This window comes from Mucilaginibacter xinganensis (assembly GCF_002257585.1).
In the GTDB taxonomy this organism is placed as follows: domain Bacteria; phylum Bacteroidota; class Bacteroidia; order Sphingobacteriales; family Sphingobacteriaceae; genus Mucilaginibacter; species Mucilaginibacter xinganensis.
Window position 1 is genome coordinate 1,728,111 of sequence record NZ_CP022743.1, and the last position, 25,312, is coordinate 1,753,422.

At 44.0% G+C, this 25,312-nt stretch carries 11 protein-coding genes; 9 read left to right on the forward strand and 2 right to left on the reverse strand.

Annotated elements, in window-relative coordinates; all coding sequences use genetic code 11:
- Window positions 1-18: 18 nt before the first annotated feature.
- Both MuYL_RS07640 and MuYL_RS07645 read right to left on the reverse strand, forming a co-directional pair.
- Window positions 19-1,683 (reverse strand): ribulokinase, encoded by a 1,665-nt coding sequence (locus tag MuYL_RS07640; RefSeq protein ID WP_094569972.1) that lies wholly within the window; start codon window positions 1,681-1,683, stop codon window positions 19-21.
- Between the two features lie 90 nt (window positions 1,684-1,773).
- On the reverse strand, window positions 1,774-2,481 hold the full coding sequence (locus MuYL_RS07645; RefSeq protein ID WP_094569973.1) for an NUDIX hydrolase: 708 nt from the start codon (window positions 2,479-2,481) through the stop codon (window positions 1,774-1,776).
- A gap of 362 nt (window positions 2,482-2,843) precedes the next feature.
- On the opposite strand from MuYL_RS07645, the gene MuYL_RS07650 reads away from it, so the two are divergent.
- The 9 genes from MuYL_RS07650 (at window position 2,844) to MuYL_RS07690 (ending at window position 25,306) form a co-directional block, all read left to right on the forward strand.
- Window positions 2,844-4,364: a right-handed parallel beta-helix repeat-containing protein gene (locus tag MuYL_RS07650; protein WP_094569974.1), complete on the forward strand. Its 1,521-nt coding sequence runs from the start codon at window positions 2,844-2,846 to the stop codon at window positions 4,362-4,364.
- A 331-nt stretch (window positions 4,365-4,695) separates the two neighbouring features.
- Window positions 4,696-8,856 (forward strand): hybrid sensor histidine kinase/response regulator transcription factor, encoded by a 4,161-nt coding sequence (locus MuYL_RS07655; protein WP_094569975.1) that lies wholly within the window; start codon window positions 4,696-4,698, stop codon window positions 8,854-8,856.
- A gap of 406 nt (window positions 8,857-9,262) precedes the next feature.
- Entirely contained in the window at window positions 9,263-12,547 is a 3,285-nt protein-coding gene (locus tag MuYL_RS07660) for a SusC/RagA family TonB-linked outer membrane protein (RefSeq protein WP_211710249.1), read from the forward strand.
- Window positions 12,548-12,557: 10 nt separating this feature from the next.
- On the forward strand, window positions 12,558-14,405 hold the full coding sequence (locus MuYL_RS07665; RefSeq protein ID WP_094569976.1) for a RagB/SusD family nutrient uptake outer membrane protein: 1,848 nt from the start codon (window positions 12,558-12,560) through the stop codon (window positions 14,403-14,405).
- A gap of 96 nt (window positions 14,406-14,501) precedes the next feature.
- A complete protein-coding gene (locus MuYL_RS07670; RefSeq protein WP_211710251.1) occupies window positions 14,502-17,837 on the forward strand; it encodes a VCBS repeat-containing protein in 3,336 nt (1,111 codons plus the stop codon).
- 4 nt (window positions 17,838-17,841) lie between these two features.
- The gene (locus MuYL_RS07675) at window positions 17,842-19,176 is read left to right on the forward strand and encodes a vanadium-dependent haloperoxidase (protein WP_094569977.1); all 1,335 of its coding nucleotides are present in this window, start codon (window positions 17,842-17,844) and stop codon (window positions 19,174-19,176) included.
- Window positions 19,177-19,288: 112 nt separating this feature from the next.
- Window positions 19,289-22,471, forward strand: coding sequence for a glycoside hydrolase family 2 TIM barrel-domain containing protein (locus MuYL_RS07680; RefSeq protein ID WP_094569978.1), 3,183 nt, complete (start codon window positions 19,289-19,291; stop codon window positions 22,469-22,471).
- A 145-nt stretch (window positions 22,472-22,616) separates the two neighbouring features.
- Complete coding sequence (locus MuYL_RS07685) at window positions 22,617-23,501, forward strand: alpha/beta hydrolase (protein ID WP_094569979.1); 885 nt, start codon at window positions 22,617-22,619, stop codon at window positions 23,499-23,501.
- An 11-nt stretch (window positions 23,502-23,512) separates the two neighbouring features.
- Window positions 23,513-25,306, forward strand: a complete 1,794-nt coding sequence (locus MuYL_RS07690; protein ID WP_211710253.1) for a glycoside hydrolase family 2 protein — start codon at window positions 23,513-23,515, stop codon at window positions 25,304-25,306.
- Window positions 25,307-25,312: the final 6 nt, after the last annotated feature.

A 25,312-nucleotide genomic window follows, 5' to 3' on the forward strand; every position in this document is an offset into this window, starting at 1 on the left:
CGAAATAATTTGTGATAATTAGTGCGATTCAATAAACGCTCCCAGTTTTAAATACTGCTCATACCTTTCCTGGTAAATAGCCTTATATTTTTCGTTTGGATGATATTCCGCGTCAAAACCACGACCCATAGCCGCCATAGCATCTTCAACCTTTGGATAAATGCCGGCAACAACGGCGGCAAACATCGCGGCTCCCAGTGCGCAGGTATGTTCAAACTGGTGAATGCGGATCGGCATACCCAATATATCGGCCATCATTTGCATGATATATGGCGACTTTTTAGCCACCCCGCCAATGCCTATCAATCCTTTAACCGGGATTCCTTCCTGCACAAAACGGTCAACTATACTTTTTGCGCCAAAGCAGGTAGCTTCTGCCAGCGCTTTAAATACGCGCGGTGCATCGCTGCCCAACCCCAGCCCTGTTATTGCGCCTTTTAGCGTTTGATTGGCATCGGGGGTGCGACGGCCATTCAGCCAGTCTATAGCAAGCTCGCTGTTTTGTTCAACGGGTAAAAGCGCAGCCTGCCTGCTCAATTCCGGAATTATTTGTGCCAGCATTTCGTCTTTTAAAGCTTCGGCAGTTTTTGGGTCTATCAGTGTTGATGCCGATAATGCACTCAGTGGCCAGGCAAGCAGGTTTTTGAACCACGCATAGGTATCGCCAAAGGCAGACTGCCCCGCTTCCAGCCCCACCATGCCCGGAATAACAGAGCCGTTAACCTGCCCGCAAATGCCGCGAATCAGCTTGCCTTCCATTTCAGCAGCGGGCGCAACCAATATATCGCAGGTAGATGTGCCCATCACCTTGCTTAAATGATAAGGCTCTATTTGCCCGCCTACCGCGCCCATGTGCGCATCAAAAGCGCCAACCCCAACCACAACATCGGTAGTCAGGCCCAGCCGTTCGGCCCATTCAGCGCTCAGAGTGCCGGCAGCCTCATCAGATGTATAAGTTTCTTTAAATAACCTGGAAGTAAAACCTTTTAAAAGCGGATCGAGCGATGAGAAGAACTCATCCGGCGGTAATCCACCAAATTCTTCGGCCCATAATGCTTTATGCCCGGCCGAACAGCGCCCCCGCTTAATTTGTGCGGCATCAGTGCCACCCGTTAGCAAAAAGGGGATCCAGTCGCAATGCTCCACCCATGAGTAACAGGCTTTTGCAACCTGCTCATCGGTTCGCAGGGTGCGCAGCAACTTGGCCCAAAACCATTCTGACGAATAAATGCCACCTACATATTTAAGGTAGTTGGTATCAAATTTTGCAGCATGTTCATTGATCTGTGCAGCTTCGCTTACGCCGGTATGGTCTTTCCACAATACAAACATGGCGTGCGGGTTTTGCTCAAATCCCGGGGTTAGGGCAAGGGGTTTTCCGGTTTTATCCACGGCAACCGGGGTTGAACCGGTGGTGTCCACGGCTATCCCTTTAACGGCATTTGCAGCATTAACGCCACCTTTATTTAAAACGTCTTTAATGGTTGTTTCAAGCCCCTCAATATAGTCGAGCGGGTGCTGCCTGAACATATTTTCGGCGGCATTACAGTATAATCCCTGCTTCCAGCGGGGATAGTTAAATACAGATGAAGCAATTTCTTCGCCATTAAGCGCATTGATCAGAACAGAGCGGACAGAATCGGTGCCATAGTCCACACCGATCACATATTGGTCAGTAATCATAACTGGTTTATAATTTAGTGTTGAAATAACACTTATTTTTTGATAAAAAGAAATTTTGGATAAAAATTGCCGGGAAAGCGCAATAAAAAATTACAGCAGCAGGGTATCCGGGTTAGGTATAAAATTTAAAAATGCCTGAAACTTAGCATAGTAATTGTCCATGTTCAACTGGTAATAATAGGCACCCCGTTTTGAGCCCGCTTTGTCTTTCTCTGCAAGTTTTATTACCAGTCCGGTGGCTAAAACCCTTTTGCTGAAATTCCTTTTATCAATGGTGGTATTAAAAACACTTTCATAAAGGGTTTGCAGTTGCGGAATGGTGAATTTTTTTGGTAATAGCTCAAATAAAATAGGGTGCAGCGCAGCTTTGTAGCGAATGCGCCTTTTAGCTGCTTCCACCATTTCGGCATGGTCAAAAATAAGTTTTGGGGCAGCCGTGAGCGGGAACCATTCTGCGTGGTAATCATTGCTTAGCTGGGTTTCGTATTTATTAATATCTATCAACGCAAAATAGGCAGTTGATACCGTGCGCTCAATAGGATCACGGTTGGTGTCGCCGTAGGTGTGCAGCTGTTCCAGGTACACACCGTCCAGCCCGGTAAGCTGCTTCAGGATGCGGGTTGATGCTTCATCAAGGCCCTCATTGGCTTCAACAAAACCACCCATCAGGCTCCAGTTTCCTTTCTCCGGCTGAAAAGCCCGCTGGATCAAAAGTATTTTTAGCGTTTCACCGTCAAATCCAAAAACAACGCAGTCAACTGCTAATAAATGGCGGGTTTGTTTCGAATACTTGTGCATTTGTTAATATGGTTTACCTTGAACTCCGGCAAATGTATTGTATTGTTAATAGATAAAAAAGTGCCTGTTGCGCTTTGCATTGTGCCAACAAGTTAAATTGTTTAAAGCCGGAGCATTTTTGGCGTTAAAGCCCTGGGTTTTTATGTTATATTTTAGTTTCCACTAAATAGAACGGGGATGATTAACTGAAAGTTAGCGCTTTGAATTTCAGTTATTGGTTGACACCGGCTTAGCCTTCTGCCAAATTTTACCGGTTTTCAATAGGTTATACAGGTCTATCCTTCTTTTGGTTACTATTTCATTTACGCACATGCATAGTGCTGATAAAAGATGTACTTTTATTATTCCTGTAAACCAATACAATGAACCTTAAAAAATACGCCATAGCAAGTTGCGCTGTTTTGGCTTTATATATAAGCAGCGCCCGCAAAAATTTTGCGCAGCATAAGGCCGCCGGCAGGGCGTACTACATAAATAATGCAGGTTCTGACAATAACCCGGGAACGCTAACTCATCCTTTTCAAAGTATCGGCAAAATAAACGGGCTCCACTTAGCTGCCGGCGATATCATTTATTTTAAAGCGGGCCAAATATTTAAAGGCACGCTGCTGCTAACCCAAAACATAAGCGGCACTAAGCAACAACCGGTTATAATAACTTCTATTGGCAAAGGCCGCGCCATAATTAATGCAGGCGACAGCTCAGCTATTAGTGTTTATAAAACTACAAACGTAAAGCTACAGCGCCTGGTGCTTACCGGCCACGGCCGTAAAGGCGGGAATATAAAGCACGGCCTCGCCATCATTGCCAGCAGTAACATCCGGGTAGATGACCTTGATATTTCAGGCTTTCAAAAATCAGGTTTGCTCATTTATTCCTCACAAAATATAATTACAAATAAAGTATTTGCGCATAACAATGGTGCTGCGGGCATAACGGTTGAAGGGCCTTATCAAAAGCGCGAAAGCAATAACATCAACATACTGAACTGCCGAGCCGAAAATAACGCGGGCGACCCAACCAACCTCACTAATCACAGCGGTAACGGCATAGTGGTGGGCAATTGTAAAAACGTACTGATCGATCACTGCACAGCAACAAACAATGGCTGGGACATGCCCCGTAAAGGTAACGGCCCGGTGGGTATCTGGGCCTATGAGGCTGACAGTATAACTATTCAGCATTGTTTATCCTACAAAAACAAAACGTCAGAAGGTGGTGCCGATGGTGGTGGATTTGACCTGGATGGCGGCGTTACAAATTCAATAGTTCAGTATTGTTTGTCGTATCAAAATCAGGGCAGCGGTTACTGCCTTTTTCAGTATTGGGGTGCAAGCCCATGGCACCATAATATTTTCAGGTATAACATCAGCGAGGATGATGGTGCCGTATCTGATTCACAGGCAGGTTTATATGTGTGGAACAGTTCGGGTGATGAAAAGCAATTTTACGACTGCAGCGTGTACGGGAATATTATTTATAACACAAAGGTGGCCGCTATCTGTTTTTCGGACGTAAGCAAAAGCCGCGGATTGCGTTTTTACAATAACATATTTGTAGGCCGGGACTCGCTCATAAAAGGCTGGGACAAAATTGGCGATGTGTTATACTATTATAACAATTGGTGGAGCATTGCCAAAGGCTTTAACATTGATGGCATAAACAGCCTTAGTGCCTGGTCTGTTAAAACGGGTAAAGAGCAGCAGGACGGGAAATTAACGGGCTTAAACATACGGCCCGACTTTAAAAAACCCGGCCGGGCAACTGTTACGTCGGCATCACAATTGAAAAGTTTTATAAATTATCAACTTCCTGCAAACTCCATTTTACGAACTACACCTGTATATACTGGTAGCGTCGGGATAAAGAATATCAGCCTGTAATAAAATTGGAAAAAAAAGAAAGGCAAAAATATTATTGAACATTTTTTTTGGCTGCTTTTAAGTGCAAATAGTATTAAGTTTTTCAAGTTATATTTTGCCTTAAAATAAAATATTAGAAGTCTTAACTGTGATGGAGAAGGGGAGAGCAGTGTCTTTTTTTGTTTTGAACAGCCTGCCGATAAAAAAAACAAAAAGTTTAAGTGCAGAACTTTGCGGAATAATTCCGACATTACAAGCTCCAATTATTTAGTGTAACCGTACTTAATTATAATTTATTAGTGTTCAGTTAATAGCGGTGCCGCGCCGCGTATTTAACCAATTATACTTGCCTATGAAAAAAGTTTTACTTTTTATACTTTGCATAATATATGGTTTTGTTGCATGCGCACAGCAGTCATACAGCAGAAAAGTTTTAAAATATTCCTTTAAAAATGGCCTCTCCTACGGGTTTTTAACTGATATTATCCAGGACGATAACGGCTTTATGTGGTTTGCCACCGAAGACGGACTTAACAGGTTCGACGGGATAAATTTTAAAGTTTTTAAGCACAACAATTCCAACCCGTATGGCTTGCCCAGTAATTATATTGAGCTGATTTACAAAGACGCGTCGGGTGATATTTGGCTGTCAACCCGCCGTGGCGTTTACCAGTTTGATGCCAATACAGAACGGTTTTCCAAATTTGAGGCCGGTGCCAATGCTTTAATAAATAACGTAAGCTGCATTGCCTCAGGCGGTAAAAATATAGTGTGGTTTGCTACCTACAGCGACGGCTTATTCTCCTACAATAAATTAACACAACAGTTAAAAAAATACAAACCCAAAAACCGGCAAGAGCCTTCAGTAAACTTAATGGCCGGCATTTACCAGGATTCGAAAGGCCTGTTGTGGGCGGGCACCGAAGGTGATCTCGCTGTTTATGAAGTGCAAAACGGCGTAATAAAAAATGACATCAGCGGCCGAATTCCGCTAAACTTAATACCTGCAGGCAAGATAAATTCCATTATCGAAGATCGTTACGCAAACATCTGGATTGCCACCGGTAAGGGGCTTTCCGTGTATGAGCGGGCGCAAAATAAAATTCACACCTTCACCGGTGCACAATTTCAGCTGCGCAGCAATATATTTTCTTCTCTTTTGGAAGACAATAATGATTTATTGATCGGCTTACAGGATGGCGGCCTGTATAGGTTAGACCTGGAAAAAGCAATAGCTTCACATTTTAACAATGTGGGTATTGAAGCTGTAAAAACTGATGATAACTATAACATTACAGAGCGCAGTGTAAATAAGCTGTACCTGGATAAGGATAAAAATGTTTGGGCCGGTACCTATGGCGACGGGATCTATCTGCTGGGGAATGTTCCGGAAAAGTTCAAAAAATTTCAGAATAAATTACCCGGACAATCAAGCTCAGGATATTTAAGATACTACGGCATGTGCATGGATGATGAAGGCTACTTATGGATGGGTAGCGATGGCGACGGGATATATAAGAAAAAGCTGAACGGCGAAGTGGTACACCATTATTATGCCGATGGGGAAAATGCAGGGTTAAAAAACTTGGCCATCCTTACCGCATACAAGGCGCAAAATAATGATTTGTGGTTTGGGTCATACGCTAACGGATTGTTTAAGTACGATAAAAAGAACGACCGTTTTATTAATTATGTACATAACCCGCGTGATCCTAAAAGTATTTGCGGAAACGATGTTCGAACAATTTATGAAGACCCTGAAAATAATTTATGGGTTGGTACAAACGGCGGCGGCATAAGTATGCTGCCAAAAGGAAAAAGCACCTTTGTAACCTATTCGCTAAACAACCGCACGCTTCCTTCCAGCAATATCAGGGCGCTTTGCGGGGATAAAAATGGTAATATTTATATAGGCACTTACGGCGCCGGTTTATTATGCTACAGCAGCGCCAGCCATAAATTTTCTACCTGTTTTAGTAGTAACCAGATTGACAAAATTTTACCCAGTAAAGTAATTTATTCGCTTAAGTACTACGGCAATAAATTACTTATCGGTACCGAAAGCAACGGGCTAATTATTTATAATACCGATAACAGGGAGACCAAAACTTTTACTGAAAGCAACGGCCTGGCAAATAGTACTATAAATTCAATTGAACAGGACGCAAAAGGTAATATTTGGGTGAGTACAAATAAGGGCCTTTCAAAAATTGAAAACGGTTTGCAAAGTGTTTTAAATTACGATGTTTCAAACGGCTTGCAGAGCGGTCATTTCAGCCCGGGCTCGTCAATGTACTGCGCTAAGCAAAACTTTATGTGTTTTGGTGGAACCGAAGGCTACAATACTTTTTTTCCGGATGAGGTAAAACGGAGCGCGTTTAAGCCAAAAGTTATCATAACAGGCTTGCAGCTATTTAATAAAGATGTTGAGGTGGGCGAAAAAGATCACATTTTAAGTAAGGTGATCAACCGGTCAGACCAGATTGTGTTACAACCCGATCAGTCGGTGTTTTCTATTCAGTACGCGGCATTGAATTATCCTTTTGCTGAAAAAAGCGAGTTCGCTTACCAGCTTAAAGGGCTCGATAAAGGCTGGAACTATGTGCAAACACAAAAATCGGCCACCTATCGGTACCTGGAGCCCGGTGATTATGTGTTTAAAGTTAAAGCATCCAACCAGGATGGGGTTTGGTTTAACGATTATGCCACCATTAATATCCGCATTTTACCTCCATGGTATAAAACATGGTACGCCTATTTGTTTTGTGCAATAGGTGTTAGTGCACTGGTTTATTCCTATTCGCGTTACAAAAGCAACCAGTCGAAACTTAAGTATAATATTAAGCTGGCGCAGATAACCGCCGAAAAGGAAAAAGAGCTGAACGAGAAAAAACTGTCGTTTTTTACAAATATCTCTCATGAGTACCGTACGCCGCTCACCCTCATTATCAATCCTGTAAAAGAACTTTTATCCGGCAAGGGCCAAACGGAGGAAAATTTGAACAGCCTGCAAGTAGTTTACCGAAATGCGAAGCGCTTGTTAAGCCTCACCGACCAGTTATTGCTGTTTCGCAAAGCCGATAGCGGTGAAGATCAGTTAAAAATTGTGAAGCTTAACATTGTGGCCCTTTGCCGAGATGTTTTCTTATACTTTGATCATCAGGCCAGGATGAAGCATATCCAGCTTAGCTTTAGCAGTGTTAACGAAGAAATAGAAGTATATGCCGACCGGGAGAAAATGGAGATTGCTTTTTTTAACCTTATTTCAAACGCGCTGAAGTTTACGCCGGATAATGGTAAAGTAAGCGGTTGTATTACAGAAAATGCCCGCAGTGTTACTGTTACGATAGAGGATTCCGGCTTTGGTATCAATAAGGAAGTTGGTGAAAAGCTTTTCGACAGGTTCTTCCAGATCCAGAATATAACTCAATCAAACGGCGGTGGCTTCGGCATTGGGCTTTACCTGGTTAAAACCTTTATTGACAAGCACCAGGGTAGCATTAGTTATGAAAGCCGCGAAGCAGAGGGGAGCGCTTTTAACATTACCCTTTTAAAAGGTAAAAAGCACCTGGTTAATTGCCTGGTTTATGAAGACACCGCAGAACCATCAGTGTTTTTAGATGAGCTGATGGATGATGAACCCATCATTAACAAGGCAGAAAGCCTGAATCAAATCCCTGCCGATGCCTACAATGCGCTGGTTAGTTCAAAAAAAGTGTTGCTGGTTGTTGAGGATAACCACCAGGTACGGCAATATGTAACGCAGATATTTAAAGAGGAGTATGAGGTATTTGAGGCTGATAATATCCGCGACGGATATGATATGATCTGCAAGCTGATGCCAAATCTGGTTATTAGTGATGTAATGATGAATGGCTTAAGCGGGATTGACCTGTGCAGCCAGGTAAAACAGGACGCGTCATTAAATCATATTCCGTTTATTTTATTAACAGCCAACACGCTGCCCGAAATTAAACTGAAGGGGCTGGAATGCGGCGCTGACGATTATATAACCAAACCGTTTGAAAAGGAAGTGCTGGTAGCCAGGGTTAACGGATTGATAAAGAGTCATGAAAACCTCCATAAATATTTTTATAATGCAATAACGCTAAAATCAAACAACCTGAAGATTTCGGCGGAATACAAAGAGTTTCTGGACAAATGTATGGCGATTGTTGAGCGCCATTTGGAAGATGAGCAGTTTAGTATTAAAAACTTGTCTGATGAGATAGGAATGAGCCATTCCAATCTTTATAAAAAAATCAAGGCAATCTCCGGCGGATCGGCAAATGAGTTTATCAGGTACATAAGGCTTCGTAAGGCTGCCGAAATGATGTTGAATACTGATTGTACCGTAGCCGAGGCTGCCTACAAGGTAGGTATCAACGATGCCAAATATTTCCGCGAGCAATTCAGTAAACTGTTTGGCATTAATCCTTCGGAATACATAAAAAAATACCGGGAACAGTTTAACCAGATAAGTAAACACTTTGTTACAAAACCCCGCCGGTAAAACGAAGTTTCTTGATTATTCTATCCGAAAAGTTGCTAAAACGGCCTTTATTATGAAATAGACCCCCTATAATTACGATTTTGCCCCCCATCAAAATACGCTATTATAACCAGATTAGCATCACCAATAATACCTGTACTATTTACACTAATTAATTATTATAAGCAGTTGCCTCATCGTTTTGCCGGCGGGGGGGATGAAATGTTTATCGACATAATAATAAATGTAATTTGTACGGTTATAAACGAAAGCAATTATAAACCAATAAATAACCAACCAATTACTCACCTAAAAATTAAAACTATGGAAAAGAAACGCTACCCGTAATCATAAAAAGTGATTGTACTGCAATAAAGTAATTGCATTGAATTAGAACCTATTAATTGTCCTATCAAACAAATCAACTATGCAACATTTTTTATCTAAAAAGGTGCTCAGCTTATCAAAAATCTCAATGATAAGGTTGGGTCATATCTTAATGTTCTTATTGCTTACCGGCTTTGCAAATGCAAAAGCAGGTAAAAGCATTTTGTTAACCACGGAGGGAAATACTTCGGGCCTTAACAAAATGAATGCAGCCTCAATAACCGTAAAAGGAAAGGTTGTTGATAAAGTAACAGGCGAAACCCTGATCGGGGTATCTGTTAAAGTTAAAAACTCAACAATGGGCACTGTAACCGATACGAACGGAAGTTTTACTCTTTCGTCGGTACCTGATGACGGCACCCTGATAGTTTCATATATTGGATATGAAACTAAAGAAGTTCCGGTAGAAGGGAAAACAGCTATAACCATAAGTTTACAGCCATCATCAAAAAATCTTGGCGAGGTTGTGGTTGTGGGCTACGGTGTACAAAAGAAAGCAACCGTTACCGGCTCTGTAGTGGCGGTTAAGGGTTCTGAATTGATAAAGTCGCCGGCAACTAACCTGTCCAATTCAATAGCCGGTCGTATGGCGGGTGTTGTGGCCACTAACGCAGGTGGTGAACCAGGTTATGACGGCTCAACCATCCGGATCCGTGGTACCAATACGTTGGGCAATAACGATCCGCTTGTGGTAATTGACGGGGTTCCGTCACCTTCCGGTCAAAACAATATCGACCGTGTAAACCCCGCCGATGTTGAAAGTATCTCCATCTTGAAAGATGCATCGGCAGCTATTTATGGCGCCAGGGCAGCTAATGGTGTAATCCTGATTACCACAAAGCACGGTAAAACAGGCAAACCTGAGATCTCTTATACTTATAACCACGGTTGGGCGCAGCCAACTTCTCTTCCTAAAATGGCTAATTCAACCGAGTACGCCACTTTGAATAATGAGATTGACTTATATAACCTGCCATCGCAATACTGGAGTGCTGCTTCTGCTGCGTTTAAAGCAACAGGAAGCTTTACCAGGCCTGATAATGGGGCTACTTCTACCGCTTCATTTCAGCCTTCCGACTTTAAGAAATTTGCTGATGGATCTGACCCATGGGGGCATCCTAACACCGATTGGTTTAAAGCCACTTTAAAAACATGGTCGCCCCAATCGCGTCAAAATGTGCAATTATCAGGAGGTACCGAAAATGTAAAATATTTAACCTCCATTGGCTATGAAAACCAGGATGGCGACTACAAAAATTCGGCTACCGGCTACAAGCAATATGATATTCGCATGAATCTTGATGCCAAAATTAATAAATATGTAACCAGTACGTTTAGCGTATCAGGCCGTCAGGAAAACCGCGCCTTCCCTAACGGCGGCGGTGCCAGTGATATCTTCAGGATGCTGATGCGAGGTTACCCGAACAAACCTGCCTTCTGGCCAAATGGATTGCCGGGACCCGATATTGAAAATGGCCAGCAACCGGTGATCATTACCACCGACCAAACCGGTTACAGCAAGGATACACGCTACTATCTTCAGACTAATGGAAAAATTGAGATCACCGTACCGGGTATAGAAGGATTGAAATTTACCGGCAATGTGGCCCTGGATAAATATATGCAGCAGACAAAGAGCTGGCAAAAGCCATGGTATGTGTACAGCTGGGACAATATAACTTACCAGGCCGATGGTAAAACCCCGCTGCTTACAAAAGTAGCCCGTGGCCCGGCCCAGGCAAAGCTTGGCCAGGGCTCTGATGATGAGCAAAGCAGTATGCTGGAAGGTATAGCCAGCTATATCCATAGTTTTGGTAGCCACAACATTTCAGTGCTTGCAGGTATAACCAAAGAGAAATCAAATGCCAGTTACTTTAACGCAAGCCGTCAATATTATCCTTCTGTAGCTATCGATCAACTATCGGCTGGCGGTAATGCAGGGATACTTGATGGTGGCGGCGCCTGGGAAAGGGCTCGCTTAAATTACTTCGGCAGGGTTAATTATAACTATAAAGAGAAATACCTGCTTGAGTTTTTATGGCGTGTTGACGGTTCTTATATGTTCCCGCAAACGCATCGTTTTGGTTTCTTCCCCGGTGTATCTGCCGGATGGGTAATTTCTGAAGAAAAGTTCTTCAAAGGCAACGTAACGTTTATTCAAAATTTAAAGCTGCGTGGTTCATGGGGACAATTGGGTAATGACGCCATTGTTTATCCAGGCACCAACACGCCGGCTGAATATCAATATCTTTCCTTATATAATATTGGTTCGTACATAATTGGCGGCGTGCCGGTTCAATCATTAGCCGAAAACGTAGCACAGAACCCGAACATTACCTGGGAAGTGGCCAATAATAGCGACGTAGCTTTAGAAGGAACAACGCTGAATGGACATTTAGATTTTGTGCTGGAAGCGTTTTTAAATAAACGTACCAATATATTATGGCGGCCCACCGCATCTGTTCCTGCCACTGCTATACCAAGTAACCAACTGCCACCTGTAAATTACGGAAAGGTAACCAATAAAGGATGGGAGTTTTCATTTACCTACCACAACAGTGTTGGCCAGGTACGCTATAGCATTGGCGCTAATGGCGGATACACCAAGAACAGGATTGATAAATGGGATGAAGCGCCTGGAGCGCCGGCATGGCAACTATCTACCGGGCACCCGATTGGAGCTAGTCTGTATTATATATACACAGGTATATTTGCTACCCAGGCCCAAATTGATGCCAATAAAGTTGACTACAGCGGCGTTGGCGCCAGTGTACTTCGCCCGGGCGACATGATGTATAAAGACGTAAACGGTGATGGTAAAATTAACGGCGATGACCAGGTTAGGAACGATAAAAGCGCCGTGCCCACTTTTCAGGGTGGTTTAAATTTTGGGGTGCAGTATAAAAACTTCGATTTAACTGTTTTGCTCCAGGGTGCAACGGGTGCGCAGCTTTATTTTCAAACAGAGTCGGGAACTATAGGTAACTTTACACAGTACAGTTACGATCACCGCTGGACTGTTGATAACCCAAGCACAGTTTACCCTCGTACTGTTGACCGGAATAATCAATATTTCTCAAATGGAAACACCTATTGGTTGCTTAATATGAATTATATAAGGCTTAAAAACGTTGAGTTGGGATACACCCTGCCATCTACAATTGGTAAAAAAATAGGGATGAGCAATTTACGCTTCTATGCAAACGGGCTTAACCTCGCTACAGTAGCAAAGCAGCATATATATGATCCCGAATCAACCAGTTCAGACGGGCACTACTATCCGCAACAAAGAATAGTTAATTTGGGAGCAAGTGTAAAATTTTAATTTGAACGATATGAAAACATTTATAAGAAATATCTCAATAATAACAATTGTATCGGGAGCGCTGCTTACTTCATGTAAGAAGGATTTTCTGAATACAACGCCATTGAACCAGCCGACGGCAGCGCTTACCTGGTCAGATCCTAATCTTTCTGAGAGTTATGTAACCGAGCTGTACAACGGCTTGGCTTCCGGTGTGATGGCTCAGGAAAATCAGGATGTCCGGACGGATAATGCACTTTATAATTTTGGAAAACAGCCGATAATGGAGGGAAATATAACCCCGGTTAATACTGGCGATATTTATGACCCATACGAATGGAATCACGTTTACGCACGGATACGGTCTGCTAATATTGCTTTAGAGCAATTGGCTAAGAGTCCAATTGATAAAACATTGGTGGACAGACTAACGGGGGAAGCCTTGTTTATGCGTGCGTACTTTTACAATAACCTGTTGCGTTATTACGGTGGCGTTCCGCTCGTAAAATCGTCTTATACACTTAACTCAACTGATCTTACGATTGCAAGAAGCAGTTACTCAGATTGTGTTGATTTTATAACAGGCGACCTGGATAAAGCAAGCGCGCTGCTGAAAGGTAAATCGTTAGCACAAGGACGCGCTACAAGTGACGCCTGTTTGGCTCTAAAGGCCCGAGTGTTATTATATGCCGCCAGCGATTTGCACGACATTCCAACTGCAAAAGGTAAATCAAGTCTTATATCTCAATTTGCTCATCCGGAGTTGTTGGGTTATGTAGATGGTGACCGCACCGCCCGTTGGCAAAAGGCTCAGGATGCAGCAAAAGCAGCACTGGCTTTACCTTATGGTTATAAGCTTACCTTATCAGCTCCCGTATCTGCCGCGGATGGGTTTACAAACTATCAAAACTCTTATCTGTCAAGAAATGGTGGCGAAGCCGAATCTATATTCAGTCACTATTTGAATGCCGACAGATACGATGATGCGCAGTTCTATTCGCGCAACAATGGTACTAACGGGTACCACAGCTGGACATCGAGCGAACCCACCCAGGATTTGGTGGATGATTATGAGATGATGGACGGCAGCAAATTCGACTGGAAAAATTCGGCAGAAGCAGCAGCACCTTATCAAAACAGGGACCCACGCTTTTATGCCTCTATTCTGTATGACGGCGCCCCCTGGAAACCGCGTACACCTGATGGGGCCGGTATTGACCCTTACGGCGAGATTCAGTTTGGCACCTATCAAATTGGCAGTGCAGGCAGCCCGACGCCTTATTTTGGCCTGGACACCAGGAACGGACCGCTGGAAAACTGGAACGGAACCCGTACCGGTTATGCCATCAGGAAGTTTATGGACCCAGACCCGGCTATTGTTGACAATAATATGCCTTCAATAGTGCCATCGCCTTTGCTAAGGTACACCGAGGTTGTGTTTAATTATGTGGAAACATGCCTGGCCTTAGGTCAGGAAAGCGAGGCCAAGGCCTGGCTCAATAAGATCCGGTTCCGTTCGGGGATGCCCGCCATTACCGATGCCGGCGATGCTCTGGTACAACGTTACCGGAACGAACGTAATTTGGAATTATTGTTTGAAGAACAACGGTTTTATGACACCCGCCGCTGGATGATTGCGCCGCAAACACTTGGAAATAAAGTAAGAATAATGAAGATTACCGGTGCGTTAAAGGCTGGAAAAACAGTGAACACCTACAGGTATAGTACTGATAATTATAGCTATAGTTACATTGTTCAGGAAATTGATCCCGGAGTTGAAAACCGTTCATGGAACGACAAAGTTTACTTCCCGCCAATTGCCAGGGATGAGATGAATAAAAACAATAAGTTAGTTCAGAACCCGGGTTATACTAATTAAAGAGAAATAAATTCTATATATTTAAAGTGAAGAATGCCGGGTGTAAAGCCCCGGCATTCTTTTAAGTTTTAATCCAATTATTAAGCCCCAAATTTGGTGAACATTTACAATAGAATATTTATTCAACTGGCTTTTGCCGGCATTATTACATTAATGGGCTGCCGCCACAAAGCGGAAAACAAAGAGGCTGACAACAGCAACGGAACCCCGTTATTTACCCTGTTAACACCCGAACAAACCCACGTTGACTTTAGTAATACCTTAACCGAAGGCTTAAATACCAACGTGTTGATGTATGAATACTTTTACAACGGCGGCGGGGTAGCAGTTGGCGATGTAAACGGCGATGGTTTACAGGACCTGTACTTTACCGGTAACATGACGGATAATAAACTGTTCCTTAACAAGGGACACATGCAGTTTGCCGATGTAACCGCCACAGCGGGCGTAGCAGGAAGGCCCGGCCCCTGGAAAACGGGCGTTACCATGGTGGATGTGAACGGCGACGGTAAATTAGATATATATGTTTGTTACTCAGGCAACGTAAGGGCCGAACACCGCGAAAATCAACTGTTTATTAACCAGGGAAATGATAAGGATGGAAATCCCACCTTTACCGAAGAAGCCGGTAAATATGGTTTGGCCGATGCGGGATACAGTACACAGGCAGTATTTTTTGACTATGACCGGGATGGCGACCTGGATATGTTTTTATTAAATCACAGCCCAGTCCAACTACCTGTTTTGGACGAGGTGAACACCGTTGCAGCCTTAAAAAAATCAAATTCGCCAAATGGCGTACGGCTATACCGGAATGATAACGGCGTATTTAAGAATGTAACCGAGCAGGCCGGTATCAGCAGTTCGGACCTTACCTACGGGCTGGGTGCAGCAATAGCCGATATTAACGGCGATGGCCTGCCCGATATTTATATCTCCAATGATTACAGCATTCCCGATTTTATGTATATCAACAACGGGAATGGCACGTTTACCAATAAGCTGCAATCGTCATTAGGGCATACTTCCGAGTTCTCTATGGGCGATAATATCTCGGACATCAACAATGATGGTTTACCCGACATTTTTACCCTTGACATGCTTCCGGAAGGGAACCACAGGCAAAAACTATTGTTTGCGCCTGATAATTATGAAAAATTCGACTTAACCCTGCGTACCGGGTTTTACTACCAATATATGCGCAATATGCTGCATATTAACAACGGCAATGGCACCTTTAGCGAGGTTGGCCAGTTATCGGGTATTTCAAATACTGACTGGAGCTGGTCGCCTTTATTTGCTGATTATGACAACGACGGATGGAAAGACCTTTTTGTAACCAACGGCTATACCCGCGATTTTACAAATATGGACTTTATGAAATATATGGGCGATTATCTGAAAGACAGGAAGCTGATGCGCAAGGATATTTATAACCTGGTGCAGCAAATGCCATCATCACAGGTAAGCAGCTACTTTTTTAAAAATAACGGTGATCTTACTTTTAGTAATACCAGCACACAATGGGGCGTCACCCAATCATCAAACAGTAACGGTGCGGCTTATGCCGATCTGGACAATGACGGTGACCTTGATTTGATAGTAAACAACATTAACCAGCCTGCATTCATCTACCAAAATGAAGCGGATAAGCAATTAAATAACCATTACCTGCAACTTAAGCTGGAAGGCACTGCAAAAAATACGCAGGGCATAGGGGCAAAGGTTACCATCTACATAAAAAACAAACTGCAATACCTGGAGCAAATGCCAAGCCGGGGTTTTCAGTCGAGCGTATCGCCCATATTACATTTTGGTTTGGGCAAAGATAAGCAGGTAGATTCCTTACGCATTATATGGCAGGACGGCAGGCAGCAGGTAATAACGCGCGTAAACGCCGATCAGCAGCTTACCCTTAGCGAAAAAAATGCAACCGGCAGCTGGAAAGCGCCTGCACCGGTTAAAACGCTTTTTGCAGAAGTAACGTCACCGGTTAACAATAAAAAGGAAAAAAATAAAACCAACGATTTTAAACGGCAGCCGCTGATGGTGAACCCGCTGTCATTCTCGGGCCCCTGTATAATTAAGGGCGACGTTAATGGTGATGGTTTGGAAGATGTATATGTAGGGGGCGAAGACGGCAAAACAGGCAGCTTATACCTGCAGCAAAAGGGCAATGTATTTGTTCTGAAACCGCAACCTGCGTTTGAAGCTGATAAAAAGAGCGATGATGCGGACGGTGTTTTTTTTGACGCTAATGGCGACGGTAAACCTGACCTGTACGTATGCTCAGGTGGTTACAGCGACTTTTTACCGGGTGATCCGCTGTTACAGGACCGTCTTTATTTAAATGATGGCAAGGGTAATTTTACCCGCGCTAAAAGTAACCTGCCCAAAATGCTGAGCAGTAAAAGCTGTGTAAAGGTGGCCGACATCAATGGCGATGGGTTCCCCGACCTGTTTGTTGGCGGCAGGGTTATCCCCGGCAGATATCCGGAAATGCCGCAAAGCTACATTCTGGTAAATGATGGCAAGGGGCATTTTACCGATGAAACTGTTAAATACAATGCGCAGCTGCAGCATATAGGGATGGTGAGCGATGCCGCCTGGGTTGATATGAACGGCGATAAAAAGCCCGACCTTGTTCTGGTTGGCGAATGGATGCCGGTTACTGTTTTAATTAATACCAATGGTAAACTGGTAAACAGTACCACTACCTACTTTGATAAGCCCCAGAGCGGCTGGTGGAACAAGATCCTGGTTGATGACTTTAATCACGACGGGCACCCCGATCTGATCATCGGGAACACCGGCCTGAATACACAATGCAAGGTTTCTGATCAGGAACCCGCTGAGATGTATTATAAGGATTTTGACGACAACGGATCGGTTGACCCAATCTTCTGTTTTTATATCCAAAACAAAAGCTATCCGTACGTAACCCGCGACGAATTGTTTGACCAAATGAGCATGATGCGGTCCAGGTTTGCTGACTATAAAAGCTATTCAGATGCTTCGCTTAACGATATATTCACTACGCTTGAAATGCAGGGAGCAGGGCATTTATCGGCTAATAACCTTTTAACAACTTGCTTTTTAAGCGATGCAAAGGGAAAACTGCACGCATCTGCTTTGCCGTTGCAGGTGCAGTCATCGCCGGTATATACCATAACCAAATTAGATTATGATCATGATGGCAACCCCGACCTGCTGTTGTGTGGCAATATCAACCGTGCACGGTTGCGCATGGGCAAATCTGACGCTAATTATGGCATTTTGCTAAAAGGCGATGGTAAAGGCCATTTTCAGTACATTCCGCAAAACCAGTCGGGTTTTAAAATTTGGGGAGATGTAAGAAGCGTGGTTGAGATAAACAAAACCCTGTTATTCGGGATCAATCAGGTTGGGGTAAAAGCTTATAAAGAAAACTAAACAAATGAGATTTAAGGTATTTTTAATAATTCTGTTGTTTGCTGGCACCATTTTGCATAGCAGTTGCAGCAAAAAAAAGCAACCTGAACTAACAAGTCTGGACATTACCAAAGTAATAAATAAGGTAACGCTTGGAATGGTGCACGATGTAACCAACCCGCCGCTGGCCGCCCGCTTTTTTGTCTATACCTGCCTTGCCGGATACGAGGTAGTGTCAGAGAATGACAAAAGCGTGAAAGGAATGCACGGCGTGTTAAATGAATATCCTGATATTAAGAAACCAGCCTTTGCAAATGGGTACGATTACCGGCTAAGTGCGCTGGTAGCCATGATGGAAACTGCCGGTAAAATGCAGCCCACCGGCAGTTCAATGATAAAATATGAGCAGGAACTGCTGGATTCGTGCCGCAGAATTGGTTTTTCTGACGAAGTGATCGACAGCTCCAAACATTACGGTCAGGCCATTAGCAAACAAATACTGGCCTATGCTAAAAAGGATAAATATAACCGCATCAGCAATTACAAACGTTTTTCGCCGGCCGGTGCAGACAGCACCTGGGACCCCACGCCGCCAGCATATATGGCACCGGTTGAGCCTTATTTTAATACTGTAAGGCCATTAACAATTAAGTCGTCCACGCAGTTTCTGCCTGGTCCGCCTATCCCTTTTTCAACAGATAAAAATTCTGCCTTTTATAAATTTTTGATCATGAATTATAAGGCAAGCGGCAATGCGTTAACCATGGAGCAAAAAACAATTGCCAATTTTTGGGATTGTAATCCTTTTGCTTTGCAGGATAACGGGCACATGCTCATCGGCTTAAAAAAGATTTCTCCCGGGGCACACTGGATGGGGATTACAGGGATAGCCTGCGCACAGGCAAAAGCAAATTTCTCAAAAGCTATGGAGGTGCACACGGTAGTGGCCGCAGGTTTGCTCGACGCGTTTATCTCCTGCTGGGAGGACAAATACCGCACCAACCGGATCCGCCCGGAAACAGCTATCCGCAGGTATATTGATATCAACTGGAAACCCTTACTGCAAACACCGCCATTTCCTGAATATATCAGTGGGCACTCCATAGTTTCTGCAACATCAGCCGTTATCCTTACGCATTACTTTGGTGATAATTTTCAATACACTGATAATGTGGAAGTGGGGTATGGCGTACCGGCACGGCATTTTAGCTCTTTTATGCAGGCCGCTAAAGAGGCTGCAATTTCCAGGTTCTGGGGCGGCATCCATTTTATGGATGCTATTGACAACGGCGTTACCCAGGGCGTAAAAATTGGTAACTGGGTAGTTGATAAAGTTAGCGCACCCAAAAAATCATCATAATTAGCAGCCGCACGGCAGCCAAAAGCGCAGTTAGCGTTGACAGCTGTTATGCGACGCATTTAACCAGGATCATTACACTATCTGATTATCAATAAAAACAACCAACAAAGTGATGTTTAAAAAACAAATTGCAGGAATAGTTTTGGTTTTAATTTTTGCATTTAGCAGCAGCGCTGTTTTCGCTCAAATGAAATCAGCAAGCTGGCTCACCAAAACTGATACGGCATTTATCCCAAAAGAGATTGAGGACCCCGAATGCATTGGCATAAATAAACAGCTTGCCCATGCTACTTTAATGCCTTATGCTAATTTAAATGAGGCTTTAAAAGCAAACCGCCGTGCGTCAACCTATGCACGGTCGCTTAACGGCCTCTGGAAGTTTAACTGGGTTGGCTGGCCGCAGCAACGCCCGGTAAACTTTTATAAAACTAACTACAATGTTGATAAATGGGCAACTATAAAAGTGCCTTCAAACTGGCAGATAGAAGGTTATGGAACACCTTATTATAGCAACTATAATTATATTTTTCAAAAGGATTTTCCACGGGTGATGACTACCCCGCCGGTTAGTTTTACCGCATATAAAGAACGTAACCCGGTAGGCAGCTACCGGCGTAATTTTGAAGTGCCCGCCAGTTGGAACGGTCGCCGCATTTTTGTAACGTTTGATGGGGTTGATGCCGGTTTCTTCCTTTGGGTTAATGGTAAAAAGGTAGGCTACAGCGTAAATAGCCGCAATGCTGCCGAATTTGATATAACCAGCTTTGTTAAACCGGGTAATAACATTATTGCTGCCGAAGTTTACCGCTTTACCACAGGCACCTACCTGGAGGACCAGGATATGTGGCGGTTGAGCGGCATTTTCAGGAATGTTACTTTATGGAGTTCGCCGCAACAGCACGTCCGCGACTTTTTTGTAAAAACGAATTTCGATGCCGGTTACGCCAATGCCACCTTACAGGTAGTAGGTAAAATAAAGAACTTTGGAACCGTAGCAACAAAGCCCCGCCGCTTAATGGTTGACCTGTACGACGGAAACAAGCTTGTTGACAATGCAAAAGGCACAGCAGAGATCCCGGCGTTAAAGCCTGGCGCAGAGGTAGCACTCACCGTAAATATTCCGGTAGCGCGTCCCCGCAAGTGGACCGCAGAAACCCCTGCGCTTTATACCACTGTTATTTCTATAAAGGATAAGGACCAAACTATTGAAGCCGTTTCAACGCGTACGGGCTTCCGTAAGGTAGAGATAAAAGGACGCATTTTTATGGTGAACGGGGTGCCTGTTAAGCTGAAAGGCGTAAACCGGCACGAGAATTGGCCGGACGTGGGCCACGCCATTACAGAGGACCAGATGATAAAGGATATCGTGCTGATAAAACAGGCAAACTGCAACCATGTACGTACCTGCCATTATTCAGACGATCCGCGATGGTATGAGTTGTGCGACGAGTATGGTATTTACCTGCTTGCTGAAGCCAACCTGGAGTGCCACGGTGCCTGGGATGAGTTTAACGAGGACCCAAGAATAAAAGCGGCAATTATTGACCGGAACGTAGCTAATGTTGAGAATTTTAAAAACCATTCATCAGTAATTATCTGGTCGCTGGGCAATGAGTGCGGCAGCGGCGGCACAAATTTCAGGGCTGCGCTGGATATTATCAAGAAAATAGACCCCGATCGCCCTACACATTACCAGGGCTTTGGCGTTGGAGAAAAAAATCCTGCCGATATGGATAGCGAAATGTACACCTCGCTGGGATGGGTTGAAAAATATGCTACTGATGAGAAGCTTACAAAGCCATTTTACCTGTGCGAATATGCGCATGCCATGTTTAACTCCATGGGCAGCGTGGCCGACTATAATGACCTGTTCGACAAGTACCCTAACTTATTGGGTGGCTGTATCTGGGAGTGGCAGGATCAGGGCATTTACAATAAATTTGATCCCAAACATCCTATTATTGCTTTTGGCGGCGGTTTTGGCGAAACACCAAACGATCATTACTTTATTCATAAAGGCGTGGTTTTTTCTGATCGTACGCCTAAACCGCACTTCCCCGAGCTAAAGCATGCTTACCAGTGGATCAGTATTAAACCGGCTGATCTTGCAACGGGTACGGTAAATATCCATAACCGTTACCAGTTCATCAGCCTTGACGGTTTTGCTGCAAGCTGGAGCTTAACCGAAAATGGCGCTGAGATCAGCAAGGGGACTTTTACGGTTGGGCATATTGAAGCGGGCAAATCAGCAGATGTAAAAATACCTTACCAGTTTACACCCAAACCGGGAGCCGAATACTTTTTAAAGATTTCATTCGCTACTGTTAAAGACGAGCTGTGGGCAAAAAAAGAGTATGAAATTGCATCGCAGCAACTTGCGTTGCCGGTTATAAACACGGCTGTTCCCGCAAATTCCATGGTTGCTGAAGCACCTTTAAAAGCATCTTATAACGACAGTAATATTTATGTTGCCGGAAAAAATTTCAGCCTCGTTTTCAGCAAAACGAAAGGCACCTTCACCGAAATTAAGAGTCATAATAGTAATGTGCTAACCAATCATGGCGGGCCTATGCTGCACTTATGGCGCGCGCCGCACCGTAACGATGATATGTGGGCCAATGAACTGTGGGATAAATACGGTTTGAAGAATTTGAAATGGACCGTGTTAAAGGCCTCATTTAAGCAAAAAGACGATAACACCGTAGTGGTACGCGCCGAGCTGGAAGGTAAAGGCCGCAGTGGATTTGTGGTAACCCATAAAGTGGATTATGAAATAAGCGGTGACGGAACTATTAAAGCAGGGAACGAAATTTTATTTAATAATACAACTGTGCCGCTGGCAAGGGTAGGGGTGCGTTTTATGCTGGATAAGGATTACAGCCAGTTTAGCTATTTCGGCCGGGGGCCAATGGAAAATTATGCTGATCGTAAGCTTGGTTTCGATATTGGCCAATACCAAAGTACTGTTAAGCAGCAGCTCACCCCTTATGAAAAACCGATGGAGGCCGGTAATCACGAGGATGTGCGCTGGGCTAAATTAAGCTCGGGGAATGGGTCGTCATTTGCGGTAGCAAAAGACACTTCACTATTACAGGTTTCGGCATTACCGTACAGCGATGAGGAAATGGAGCATGTGGAGTACCGGATTGACCTGCCCAAAAGCACAGCAACCATATTATGTGTGGATGCCCGTACGCTTGGCGTAGGTTCAAACTCATGCGGGCCAAGGCCGCTGGCTACCTGCACTCCTTTTTCAGAGTCGCAAAAGTTCAGCTACATTATCCATATAAAATAGTCGCGTTAAAACAGGGGATAAGGAAATTTTCTTTTTCCCTGTTTTTTAATTCCCTGATCCCGATACGGGACTTCCAACTAAAACGTTTTTTCCTTTCTTCCGGCCTATTCTCGTATCTTGCCTTTTCCAATCCTGACCTAATAATATGAAGAAGTATATAATGATTATTGCATCCATCATCAGTATTACAGCAAAAGCACAAGTGCCGGCAGAAATAAGCCTGTGGCCGCAAAGCAGGATCATAGATACTGCTAACGGGCATAAATTGGTTGAGCACGACCTTAGTAAACCCGGCCAGGATTTGGTGGGCGGCAGGAGCGTGATCAGGCTGGCCGATGTTACCAATCCTACTATAAAGATATTTACCCCAAAAAAACCGAACGGTACCGCAGTGGTAGTTTGCCCGGGTGGGGGATATAGTATCTTAGCCCTTGATCTTGAGGGAACCGAGCTGTGTGAATGGTTTAATTCAATTGGCGTTACCGCCATTTTATTAAAATACCGGGTTCCGGCGTTGCCTGGCAAGTTAAGATACGAAGCCCCGCTGCAGGACGCACAAAGGGCCTTGGGACTGGTGCGTTTTAATGCTGAAAAATGGGGTATTAATCCAGATCATATCGGTATTATGGGCTTTTCGGCAGGCGGACACCTGTCGGCTTTGGTGAGTAATACTTATGATAAAAGAACCTACTTGCATGTTGATGCGGCGGATGAGGTTAGCTGCCGCCCCGATTTTACCATACTAACCTACCCCGCTTATTTAGCTGATGAAAAGGAAGAAGGAAAGCTGGCACCCGAAATAAAGGTTACCGAAAAAACGCCGCCAACGTTTATAATGCAAACGGAAGACGACCCGGTTAAGGTTGAAAATGCATTGTTTTATTACCTGGCGCTAAAAAAAGCTAAAGTTGCGGCAGAAATGCACTTGTACCCAACAGGTGGCCATGGCTATGGCATAAGGAGCAAAACAGGCGGAACATCAGTGTACACGCAGCTTATAGAGAAGTGGCTTACCGATAATAAATTTTAATCCCGGCTTATATGAAAGCAATTGGAACCCTTGGCTTTGTTTTATTAATGCTGGCTGGTGCGCTCAGTTATGGGCAAACCAGTATGATAAATGTATATGGCCGCAACAGTACGCTGTTGAACGGCAAATGGGAAACCATTATTGACCCATTTGACGCCGGTATTGGCTGGCGCGCCATTTATAAGGATGCCAAACCTACCGGAAAAAATGATTTTTTAGAATACTCCTTTGATGAGAACAACACGTTAAATGTGCCCGGCGATTATAATTCCCAAATGCCGGAACTAACTTATTATGAAAGCTCAGTATGGTATAAAAAAGCATTTAATTACCAGCCGGGTAAAAATGAACGCCTGTTTATTCATTTTGGCGCAGCCAATTATATTGCTGATGTGTTTTTAAATGGCAAAAAACTGGGCCGGCACGAGGGTGGCTTTACGCCTTTTCAATTTGAAATAACCGGCCTTGTAAAGGAAAAAGACAATGCCGTTGTGGTGCGGGTGAATAACAGCCGCGTTAAAAATGGTATCCCCGGTTTTGGTTTCGATTGGTTTAATTACGGCGGAATTACGAGGGATGTACATTTAATTAAAACGCATGATGTATTTATTGACGATTACAAACTCCAGCTTGATCCCGCAGATAACAGCCACATTACCGGGTACGTAAAATTAAACAGCGCTGTAGCGGGGAAGCAGGTATCGGTAAAACTGCCGGAGTTAAAGATTGATGTAAAAGTTACTACCGATGGTAAAGGTTACGCCGCTATCAGCCTGAAAAGAAAGATCCGGCTGTGGACGCCTGACCAGCCCAGGCTTTACACCGCAAGACTGAGCGTTGACCAAGACAGCATTAGCGACAGGATTGGCTTTCGCACAATTAAGGTTGAGGGCACCCAAATATTGCTGAATGGGAAACCGGTTTTTTTAAGGGGGGTTAATATTCACGAAGAAATTCCGCAGCGTAAGGCAAGGGCTTATTCTGATGCCGACGCACTGGTTTTAATAAACTGGGCGAAAGAACTGGGATGTAATTTTGTAAGGCTGGTTCATTACCCGCATAACGAATACACCATTAAACAGGCCGAAGAAAAGGGCCTGATGGTTTGGGAAGAAATTCCGGTTTACCAGGGGATTGATTTTCCGGATTCAACCGTTAAAAACAAAGCGGCATTGATGCTGAGAGAAGTAATTAAACGCGACAAAAACCGCTGTAACGTTATTTTTTGGAGCGTTGCCAATGAAACCGGGCCCTCAAAGGACCGCGATAGGACGCTGGTTGAGCTGGCAAAAGAAGCCAAAATGCTCGACCCGGACCGTTTAGTAACTGCCGCCTTTAATAATGTTAGTTACCACGACGGTAAAATGGAATTAAAGGACTCGGTAATGAAATATGTAGATGTAATAGGTATTAACGAATACATGGGCTGGTACACAGACTGGGCCAAAGATCCTGAAAAGGTACAATGGCTCTCCGACTTTAATAAACCTATGATCATCTCTGAATTTGGTGGCGAATCCGTTTATAACAACAAAATAGACACGGCGGTAAAGGCAAGTGCCTGGAGCGAAGATTATGTGGTGAACATCTACAACAATCAAATAAAAATGTTCAAAGGGATTCCCTTCCTGCAGGGTGTTTGTCCGTGGGTACTGGTTGATTTCAGGTCGCCGGTTAGAATGCAGTCCACTTTTCAAAAAGGATGGAATCGCAAAGGGCTGCTGTCAGAGCAAGGCGATAAAAAGAAGGCCTGGTTTGTGATGAAAGAATGGTACGATCAGCTTAAAAAAACGAACGGAATCTGATGATAT